This window comes from Mesorhizobium sp. M1A.F.Ca.IN.022.07.1.1 (assembly GCF_003997575.1).
Taxonomy (GTDB): domain Bacteria; phylum Pseudomonadota; class Alphaproteobacteria; order Rhizobiales; family Rhizobiaceae; genus Mesorhizobium.
In genome coordinates, this window is the sequence record NZ_RZST01000220.1 from 1 (window position 1) to 9,979 (window position 9,979).

At 63.5% G+C, this 9,979-nt stretch carries 8 protein-coding genes and 1 pseudogene; all 9 read left to right on the forward strand.

What is annotated here, in order from left to right; genetic code table 11:
- Nucleotides 1-68 precede the first annotated feature (68 nt).
- Nucleotides 69-2,150 carry an NADH-quinone oxidoreductase subunit NuoG gene (gene nuoG, locus EOA75_RS21870; RefSeq protein WP_095826204.1) on the forward strand — a complete coding sequence of 694 codons (2,082 nt, stop codon included), beginning with the start codon at nucleotides 69-71 and terminating at the stop codon, nucleotides 2,148-2,150.
- Between the two features lie 2 nt (nucleotides 2,151-2,152).
- Complete coding sequence (gene nuoH, locus EOA75_RS21875; protein ID WP_066998780.1) at nucleotides 2,153-3,196, forward strand: NADH-quinone oxidoreductase subunit NuoH; 1,044 nt, start codon at nucleotides 2,153-2,155, stop codon at nucleotides 3,194-3,196.
- A complete protein-coding gene (nuoI, locus tag EOA75_RS21880) occupies nucleotides 3,196-3,687 on the forward strand; it encodes an NADH-quinone oxidoreductase subunit NuoI (protein WP_066998784.1) in 492 nt (163 codons plus the stop codon). Before nuoH ends, nuoI begins: the two co-directional genes overlap by 1 nt.
- A gap of 236 nt (nucleotides 3,688-3,923) precedes the next feature.
- Nucleotides 3,924-4,544: an NADH-quinone oxidoreductase subunit J gene (locus EOA75_RS21885; protein ID WP_066998787.1), complete on the forward strand. Its 621-nt coding sequence runs from the start codon at nucleotides 3,924-3,926 to the stop codon at nucleotides 4,542-4,544.
- A gap of 1 nt (nucleotide 4,545) precedes the next feature.
- On the forward strand, nucleotides 4,546-4,854 hold the full coding sequence (gene nuoK, locus EOA75_RS21890) for an NADH-quinone oxidoreductase subunit NuoK (protein ID WP_066998791.1): 309 nt from the start codon (nucleotides 4,546-4,548) through the stop codon (nucleotides 4,852-4,854).
- Nucleotides 4,855-4,865: 11 nt separating this feature from the next.
- Nucleotides 4,866-6,839 carry an NADH-quinone oxidoreductase subunit L gene (gene nuoL, locus EOA75_RS21895; RefSeq protein WP_095826202.1) on the forward strand — a complete coding sequence of 658 codons (1,974 nt, stop codon included), beginning with the start codon at nucleotides 4,866-4,868 and terminating at the stop codon, nucleotides 6,837-6,839.
- Nucleotides 6,839-8,344, forward strand: a complete 1,506-nt coding sequence (locus EOA75_RS21900) for an NADH-quinone oxidoreductase subunit M (protein WP_095826201.1) — start codon at nucleotides 6,839-6,841, stop codon at nucleotides 8,342-8,344. Before nuoL ends, EOA75_RS21900 begins: the two co-directional genes overlap by 1 nt.
- 13 nt (nucleotides 8,345-8,357) lie before the next feature.
- Nucleotides 8,358-9,794 (forward strand): NADH-quinone oxidoreductase subunit NuoN, encoded by a 1,437-nt coding sequence (gene nuoN, locus EOA75_RS21905; protein WP_095829700.1) that lies wholly within the window; start codon nucleotides 8,358-8,360, stop codon nucleotides 9,792-9,794.
- Between the two features lie 4 nt (nucleotides 9,795-9,798).
- Nucleotides 9,799-9,979: pseudogene (locus EOA75_RS21910) on the forward strand (biotin--[acetyl-CoA-carboxylase] ligase); the annotation flags it as partial.

The following is a 9,979-nucleotide window of genomic DNA, read 5'->3' on the forward strand; positions in this document are numbered from 1 at the left end:
ATGAAATGCCGGGCGCAGTCGCGCCCCGGAACGAAAGATTGCGGGAAATCCGCGAGGGTTTGAGGCGAATGGCAAAGCTCAAGGTCGACGGGAAAGAGATCACGGTACCCGACCATTACACGCTGCTGCAGGCGGCCGAGGACGCCGGCGCGGAAGTGCCGCGCTTCTGCTTCCATGAGCGGTTGTCCATCGCCGGCAATTGCCGCATGTGCCTGATCGAGGTGAAGGGTGGCCCGCCCAAGCCGCAGGCCTCCTGCGCCATGGGCGTGCGCGACCTGCGCCCCGGCCCGAATGGCGAAGCGCCGGAAATCTTCACCAACACGCCGATGGTCAAGAAGGCCCGCGAAGGCGTGATGGAGTTCCTGCTGATCAACCATCCGCTGGATTGCCCGATCTGCGACCAGGGCGGCGAGTGCGACCTGCAGGACCAGGCGATGGCCTTCGGCGTCGACTCCTCGCGCTACCATGAGAACAAGCGGGCGGTCGAAGACAAGTATATCGGTCCGCTGGTCAAGACGGTGATGAACCGCTGCATCCACTGCACGCGCTGCGTCCGCTTCACCACCGAGGTCGCCGGCATCTCCGAACTCGGCCTGATCGGCCGCGGCGAGGATGCCGAGATCACCACCTATCTCGAACAGGCGATGACCTCCGAGCTCCAGGGCAACGTCATCGACCTTTGCCCGGTCGGCGCGCTGACCTCCAAGCCGTTCGCCTTCCAGGCGCGGCCGTGGGAGCTGACCAAGACGGAGTCGATCGACGTCATGGACGCCGTCGGCTCGGCGATCCGCGTCGATAGCCGCGGCCGCGAGGTGATGCGCATCCTGCCGCGCGTCAACGAGGCCGTGAACGAGGAGTGGATCTCGGACAAGACGCGCTTCATCTGGGATGGCCTGCGCACCCAGCGCCTCGATCGTCCCTACGTTCGCAAGAACGGCAAGCTTGCTCCGGCAAGCTGGGCGGAAGCCTTCGCGGCGATCAAGGACGAGGTGTCGAAGACCGCCCCTGAGCGCGTCGGTGCGATCGCCGGCGACCTCGCCGCGGTCGAGGAAATCTATGCGCTCAAGCTTTTGATGGCGGCGCTCGGCTCCAAGAACATCGACTGCCGCCAGGACGGCGCCGCGCTCGATCCGTCGCTCGGCCGCGCGAGCTACATCTTCAATCCGACCATAGAAGGCATCGAGCAGGCCGACGCGGTGCTGATCGTCGGCGCCAATCCGCGCTTCGAGGCCTCCGTGCTCAACGCCCGCATCCGCAAGCGCTGGCGCGTCGGCAACCTGCCGATCGGCGTCATCGGCGAGATCGGCGACACGCGCTATGACTACGAGCTCATCGGCGCCGGCCCAGAATCCTTGAAGGACTTGGCCGACGGCAACGGCAAGTTCTTCGAGGTGCTGAAGAATGCAGCGCATCCGCTGATCATCGTCGGCCAGGGCGCCCTGGCGCGCTCGGACGGCGCGGCAGTGCTCGGCCAGGCGGCAAGGCTGGCGACGACCGTCAATGCCGTCACGGCCGAGTGGAACGGCTTCGCGGTGCTGCACAACGCGGCGGCCAGAGTCGGCGGGCTCGACGTCGGCTTCGTGCCGGGCGAGGGCGGCAAGAATGTCGCCGGCATGCTGGGCGCGACGGATCTCCTGTTCCTGCTTGGCGCCGACGAGATCGACATGGCCAAGACCGGCGGCGCCTTCGTCGTCTATATCGGCACGCATGGCGATGCGGGCGCGCACCGCGCCAATGTCATCCTGCCGGCTGCTGCCTACACCGAAAAGTCCGGCACCTATGTGAACACGGAAGGCCGCGTGCAGCAGACCAACCGCGCCGGTTTCGCCCCGGGCGAAGCGCGCGAGGACTGGGCGATCCTGCGGGCGCTGTCGGATGTGCTCGGCAAGAAGCTGCCGTTCGATTCGCTGGCGCAGCTGCGCGCGAAGCTCTATGGCGAATACCCCCATCTTGCCCGCGTCGATCATGTCGCGGCGGGCAGCGCCGACGGCGTTGCCAGGGCGGCGAAGCTCGGCGGACGCTTGAACAAGGGCACCTTCACCTCGCCGGTGAAGGACTTCTATCTCACCAACCCGATCGCGCGGGCCTCGGCCGTGATGGCTGAGTGCTCGGCGCTGGCCAAGAGCGGCTTCAAGCAGGCGGCGGAATAAGCATGGACACCTTCTTTTCCTTCTACGTGCTGCCGGCGCTGCTGATCCTGTTGAAGTCGGTCGTGCTGATCGTCGTTCTTTTGATCTTTGTGGCTTACGTGCTTTATGCCGACCGCAAGATCTGGGCTGCGGTGCAGCTGCGCCGCGGCCCGAACGTGGTCGGTCCCTGGGGCACGCTGCAGGCCTTCGCCGACCTTTTGAAATTCGTCTTCAAGGAGCCGGTGATCCCGTCGGGCGCCAACAAGGGCGTCTTCCTGCTGGCGCCGCTGGTCTCAGCCGTGCTCGCGATCTCGGCCTGGGCGGTCATTCCGGTCAATCAAGGCTGGGCTATTGCTAACATCAATGTCGGCATCCTTTATGTTTTCGCCATCTCCTCGCTCGAGGTCTACGGCGTGATCATGGGCGGCTGGGCGTCGAACTCGAAATATCCGTTCCTGGGCGCGCTGCGCTCAGCCGCGCAGATGGTGTCCTACGAGGTGTCGATCGGCTTCGTCATCGTCACCGTGCTGCTTTGCGTCGGCTCGCTCAACCTCTCCGACATCGTGCTCTCGCAGCAGGATGGCCTCGGCACCAAGCTCGGCCTGCCCAACACCTTCCTCGACTGGCACTGGCTGTCGCTGTTCCCGATGTTCATCGTGTTCTTCATCTCGGCGCTGGCCGAGACGAACCGTCCGCCCTTCGATCTGGTGGAAGCGGAATCGGAACTCGTCGCCGGACACATGGTCGAATATTCGTCGACGCCGTTCCTGCTCTTCTTCCTGGGCGAGTACGTCGCCGTCGTCCTGATGTGCGCGCTGGCCACCATCCTGTTCCTCGGCGGCTGGCTGCCACCGTTCGATTTCGCGCCCTTCACCTGGGTGCCGGGCCTGATCTGGTTCGTGCTCAAGGTCTGCCTGGTGTTCTTCATGTTCTCGATGGTGAAGGCGTTTGTGCCGCGCTACCGCTATGATCAGCTGATGCGGCTAGGCTGGAAGGTCTTCCTGCCGATCTCGCTGTTCATGGTCGTCGCCACCGCGGCCTTCCTCAAGATCACGGGGTTTGCGTGATGTCCGCTCTTGCCCAAGCCGCAAAGGCCCTGTTGCTGAAGGATTTCGTCAGCGCCTTCTTCCTGTCGATGCGCCAGTTCGTTGCGCCGAAGGAGACGATCAACTATCCGCACGAGAAGGGACCGACCAGCCCGCGCTTCCGCGGCGAGCACGCGCTGCGCCGCTACCCCAATGGGGAGGAGCGCTGCATCGCCTGCAAGCTTTGCGAGGCGATCTGTCCGGCACAGGCGATCACCATCGAAGCCGGCCCGCGCCGCAACGACGGTACGCGGCGCACCGTGCGCTACGATATCGACATGGTGAAGTGCATCTATTGCGGCTTCTGCCAGGAAGCCTGCCCGGTCGACGCCATCGTCGAGGGGCCGAATTTCGAATTCGCGACCGAGACGCGCGAGGAGCTTTACTACAACAAGGAAAAGCTGCTCGCGAACGGCGATCGCTGGGAGCGTGAGCTGGCGCGCAACATCGCGTTGGACGCGCCCTATCGCTGACATTTGACGCATGGACGGGGCGAGGGCCTCGTCCAAAGGATGGTCCCCGAAAAGTTGCAGACTTTCGGACCAGATCATCCTCCGGAATGAAAAGAGTGTCGCATGTTTCTTTCGATCGGGTCTTTCAACCCGATCGGAACATGCGATAGGAACACGCAACTTTGCCAGCCGGAGGCGGCGGCGACATCGAGCAGGGGCGCTGAGCCAGTGTTCGGACAGGAACCCGAGGGAACCCCATGCTGAGTGGACTAGAGGCGGTCTTTTTCTACCTCTTCGCCTTTATCGCCGTGGCGTCGGCTTTCATGGTCATTTCGTCGCGCAACCCTGTGCATTCCGTGCTGTTCCTAATCCTCACCTTCTTCAATGCCGCTGGCCTGTTCATGCTGACCGGCGCCGAGTTCCTGGCGATGATCCTGCTCGTCGTCTATGTCGGCGCGGTGATGGTGCTGTTCCTGTTCGTCGTCATGATGCTCGACGTCGACTTCGCGGAGATGAAGCAGGGCGCGCTGCAATATGCGCCGATCGGCGCGCTGGTCGGGCTGATCCTGGCGGCGGAGCTGATCGTCGTGCTCGGCGGCTACAGCTTCGCGCCGCAGCTTGCCTCGACGGTGGCCAAGGCAACGCCGGACCTCGCCGCGCGCTCCAACACGGCGGCGCTCGGCGACATCCTCTACACGGACTATCTCTATTATTTCCAGATCGCCGGCCTCGTGCTTCTGGTCGCCATGATCGGTGCCATCGTGCTGACGCTGCGCCACAAGGAAGGCGTCAAGCGGCAGTCGATCGCCGCCCAGGTCGGCCGCACGCCGGCAACGGGCATGGAAATCCGCAAGGTCAAGTCGGGCGAGGGTATCTGAGATGGTCGTCGGCATCGCGCATTATCTGACCGTATCGGCGATCCTGTTCACGCTCGGCGTGTTCGGCATTTTTTTGAACCGCCGCAACATCATCGTCATCCTGATGTCGATCGAGCTGATCCTGCTCGCGGTCAACATCAACTTCGTCGCCTTCTCGGCGGCGCTGCATGACCTCGTAGGGCAGGTATTCGCCCTGTTCGTGCTGACGGTCGCCGCGGCGGAGGCCGCGATCGGACTTGCCATTCTTGTCGTCTTCTTCCGCAACCGCGGCTCGATAGCGGTCGAAGACGTGAACCAGATGAAGGGTTGACGGGAACAACCATGTACCAGGCCATCGTCTTCCTTCCGCTGCTCGGCTTCCTGATTGTCGGCCTGTTCGGCAATTCGCTCGGCGCCAAGGCATCCGAATACATCACTTCCGGCTTCCTGGTGATCGCGGCGGTGCTGTCGTGGATCGCCTTCTTCACCGTCGGCTTCGGCCATGGCGAAGTGTTCACCGTGCCGGTGCTGCGCTGGATCCAGGCGGGCGGGCTCGACGTCGCCTGGGCGCTCAGGATCGACACACTGACGGTGGTGATGCTGGTCGTCGTCAACACCGTGTCGGCGCTGGTCCATATCTATTCGATCGGCTACATGCACCACGATCCGAACCGGCCGCGCTTCTTCGCCTATCTGTCGCTGTTCACCTTCGCGATGCTGATGCTGGTGACGGCTGACAATCTGGTGCAGATGTTCTTCGGCTGGGAAGGCGTCGGCCTCGCCTCCTATCTGCTGATCGGCTTCTGGTACAAGAAGCCCTCCGCCAACGCCGCGGCGATCAAGGCCTTCGTCGTCAACCGCGTCGGCGACTTCGGCTTCGCGCTCGGCATCTTCGGCGTCTTCGTGCTGTTCGGCTCGGTTAATCTCGGCACAGTCTTTGCCAACGCAGCCTCCTTCCTTCCGGCCGAAGGCGCGCCGGAGGGCGCCGCGGTGCTCACCTTCCTCGGCCATGCGCTCGACAAGCACACGGCGCTAACGGTGGTGTGCCTGCTGCTGTTCATGGGCGCCATGGGCAAGTCGGCGCAGGTGCCGCTGCACACCTGGCTGCCCGATGCCATGGAAGGCCCGACGCCCGTCTCGGCGCTGATCCATGCCGCGACCATGGTGACGGCCGGCGTGTTCATGCTGGCGAGGCTCTCGCCGCTGTTCGAGCTGTCGCATTCGGCGCTGACCGTCGTCACCTTCATCGGCGCCTTCACCGCCTTCTTCGCGGCCACCGTCGGCCTTGTCCAGAACGATATCAAGCGCGTCATCGCCTATTCGACCTGCTCGCAGCTCGGCTATATGTTCGTGGCGCTCGGCGTCGGCGCCTATGGCGCGGCGATCTTCCATCTATTCACGCATGCCTTCTTCAAGGCGCTGCTCTTCCTCGGCTCGGGCTCGGTCATCCACGCCGTCTCCGACGAGCAGGACATGCGCCTGATGGGCGGGTTGAGGACGCTCATCCCCAAGACCTACTGGATGATGGTGATCGGCACCCTGGCGCTGACCGGCGTCGGGATCCCGGCGACGGTGATCGGCACCGCCGGCTTCTTCTCCAAGGACGCCATCATCGAAGCGTCCTTTGCCAGCCACAACGCGGTCGCGGGCTTTGCCTTCGTGCTGCTCGTGATCGCCGCCGCATTCACAAGCTTCTATTCCTGGCGGCTGATCTTCATGACCTTCCACGGCGAGCCGCGCGCCAGCCACGAGGTCATGCACCACGTGCATGAATCGCCGCCGGTGATGCTGGTGCCGCTCTACGTGCTGGCTGCCGGCGCGCTGTTTGCCGGCATCATCTTCCACGGCGCCTTCATCGGCGAGGGCTATGCCGAGTTCTGGAAGGCCTCGCTGTTCACGCTGCCGGACAACCACATCCTGCACGAGATCCACGAATTGCCGTTGTGGGTGGAACTGGCTCCGTTCATCGCCATGGTCATCGGCTTTGCGGTCGCGTGGAAGTTCTACATCCGCTCGCCGGAACTGCCCCGGAGCGTCGCCGCCAACCATCGCCTGCTCTACGGCTTCCTGCTCAACAAATGGTATTTCGACGAGCTCTACGACTTCCTTTTCGTGCGGCCGGCGAAGCGCCTCGGCCGGTTCCTATGGAAGACGGGTGACGGCGCCATCATCGATGGGCTCGGCCCCGACGGCATCTCGGCGCGCGTCGTCGACGTCACCAACCGCGTCGTCAAATTGCAGACCGGCTACCTCTACCACTATGCCTTCGCCATGCTGATCGGCGTGGCCGCTCTCGTCACCTGGATGATGCTCTGATGACCGACTGGCCAATCCTCTCGCTGGTCACCTTCCTGCCGCTGGTTGGTGTTCTGCTCATTCTGCCGATCAGCGACGACAGCGAAAACGCGCGCCGCAACATCCGCTCGATCGCCTTCATCACGACGGCGTTCACCTTCGTGGTGTCGCTGTTCATCTGGAAGGGCTTCGATAATTCGCAGGCCGGCTTCCAGTTCGTCGAGAAGCACGCCTGGCTGGATTCGGGCATCTCCTACCATATGGGCGTCGACGGCATCTCGATGCTGTTCGTCATCCTGACCACCTTCCTGATGCCGCTCTGCATACTGGCCTCGTGGGATGCGATCGAGAAGCGCGTCAAGGCCTACATGATCGCCTTCCTGATCCTCGAGACGCTGATGATCGGCGTGTTCTGCGCGCTCGACATTGTTCTCTTCTACGTCTTCTTCGAGGGCGGCCTGATCCCGATGTTCATCATCATCGGTGTCTGGGGCGGCAAGCGGCGCGTCTATGCCTCGTTCAAGTTCTTCCTTTATACGCTTGCCGGCTCGGTGCTGATGCTGCTCGCCATCATGGCGATGTTCTTCCAGTCCGGCACGACCGACATCACCACGCTGCTGACGCATAACTTCCCGGCCAACATGCAGACCTGGCTGTGGCTCGCCTTCTTCGCCTCCTTCGCGGTGAAGATGCCGATGTGGCCGGTGCACACCTGGCTGCCCGACGCGCATGTCGAGGCGCCGACGGCGGGTTCGGTCATCCTGGCCGGCATCCTGTTGAAGATGGGCGGATACGGCTTCCTGCGCTTCTCGCTGCCGATGTTCCCGCTGGCGTCGGAGATGTTCGCGCCGCTGATCTTCACGCTCTCGGTCGTCGCCATCATCTACACCTCGCTGGTGGCGCTGATGCAGGAGGACATGAAGAAGCTCATCGCCTATTCGTCGGTCGCCCATATGGGCTTCGTCACCATGGGCATCTTCGCGATGAATCAGGAGGGCGTGCAGGGCGCGATGTTCCAGATGCTCAGCCATGGGCTCGTCTCCGGCGCGCTATTCCTGTGCGTCGGCGTCATCTATGACCGCATGCATACGCGCGAAATCGACGCCTATGGCGGGCTGGTCAACAACATGCCGAAATACGCGACCGCGTTCATGATCTTCACCATGGCCAATGTCGGCCTGCCGGGCACCAGCGGCTTCGTCGGCGAGTTCCTGACCATGCTCGGCGTATTTCGGGTCAACACCTGGGTGGCGTTCTTCGCCGCTACCGGCGTGATCCTGTCGGCAGCCTATGCGCTCTGGCTCTACCGCCGCGTGATCTTCGGCGCACTGACCAAGGAGAGCCTGAAGAACCTGCTCGATCTGTCGACGCGCGAGAAGGCGATCATCTACCCGCTGGTGGTGCTGGTGATCTTCTTCGGCGTCTATCCGGCGCCTGTCTTCGATGCCACCACGCAGTCGGTCAAGGCGCTCGTCACCAACGTCACCGCTTCCATCAATTCCGCGCAAACCGCGGCGGCGAACTGACCGGGGAAACACCATGACGCCGGACCTTCTCTCCAGCCTTTCGCTGTCGACGCCGGAACTGATCCTCGCCGTCGGCGCGCTGGCGCTTCTGATGGTGGGCGCCTATTCGCGCTCCAACAACACCATGACGGTGACCGGGCTCGCGGTCGCGGTGCTGGTGATCGCCGGCCTCTGGCTCGCTTTCTCCGGCGGCGAAGGGTCTGCCTATGGCAGCGCTTTCGTCCAGGACTCGTTCGGCCGCTTCATGAAGATGCTGGCGCTGATCGGCTCGGCCGTCACGCTCGTCATGTCGATGCGGTTTGCCAGGCAGGAGCATTTCGACAAGTTCGAATATCCGGTTCTGATCGTGCTGTGCACGCTCGGCATGATGCTGATGATCTCGGCCAACGGCATGATCGGCCTTTATCTCGGGCTCGAGCTGCAGTCGCTGGCGATCTACGTGCTGGCGGCGATCAACCGTGACAATGTCCGCTCGACCGAGGCCGGCCTCAAATATTTCGTTCTCGGCGCGCTGTCGTCGGGCATGCTGCTCTACGGCATCTCGCTGGTCTACGGTTATACCGGCAACACCGGCTTCCACGAGATCGCGACGGCGCTGGGCAGCGGCGAACGTCAGCTCGGCCTTGTCTTCGGCCTGGTCTTCGTGCTCGCCGGCCTCGCTTTCAAGATCTCGGCGGTGCCGTTCCACATGTGGACGCCGGACGTCTATGAGGGCGCGCCGACGCCGATCACCGCCTTCCTGGCCGCCGCGCCGAAGATGGCGGCGATGGCGCTGATCGTGCGCGTCACCATGGGGGCCTTCAAGCCGATCGCCGCCGACTGGCAGCAGATCGTCGTGTTCATCTCGATCGCCTCGATGGCGCTTGGCGCCTTCGCCGCGATCGGCCAGACCAACATCAAACGGCTGATGGCCTATTCCTCGATCGGCCATATGGGATACGCGCTGGTCGGCCTTGCCGCGAACAGCCAGGCCGGCGTGCGCGGCGTGGCGATCTACATGCTGATCTATCTGGTGATGACGCTCGGCACCTTCGCCTTCATCCTCGCCATGCGGCGCAAGGAGGGCAATGTCGAGCAGATCGGCGATCTGGCGGGCCTCGCCTCGACCAATCCCATCATGGCCACCATCCTCACCATCCTGATGTTCTCGCTGGCCGGCATTCCGCCGCTCGCCGGCTTCTGGGGGAAATGGTACGTGTTCCTCGCCGCCATCAACGCGCATCTCTATGCCCTGGCGATCATCGGCGTGCTGGCTTCGGTGGTGGGCGCCTACTATTACCTGCGCATCATCAAGATCATGTGGTTCGACGAGCCTGTCGGCGGCTTCGTGCCGATGGCCAGCGAATTGCGCCTCGTGCTCGGCGTCAGCGGCGCCTTCGTGCTGTTCTATGTGCTGATCGGCGGGCCGATCGGCAGCTATGCCGAAGCCGCCGCCAAGACCTTCTTCTGACGGGATGGCATTTCGGCTGGCTCCAACCGCGGCGTCGGAGGGGTTCCGGCTCGAGGCCCATGACAGCGTCGGCTCGACCAACGCGCTGGCGCTGGAGCACGCGCGCGCGGGCGATCCGGGAAAACTCTGGGTCGTCTCGAAGAAGCAGGAAAGCGGACGCGGTCGGCGCGGCCGCGCCTGGGCGA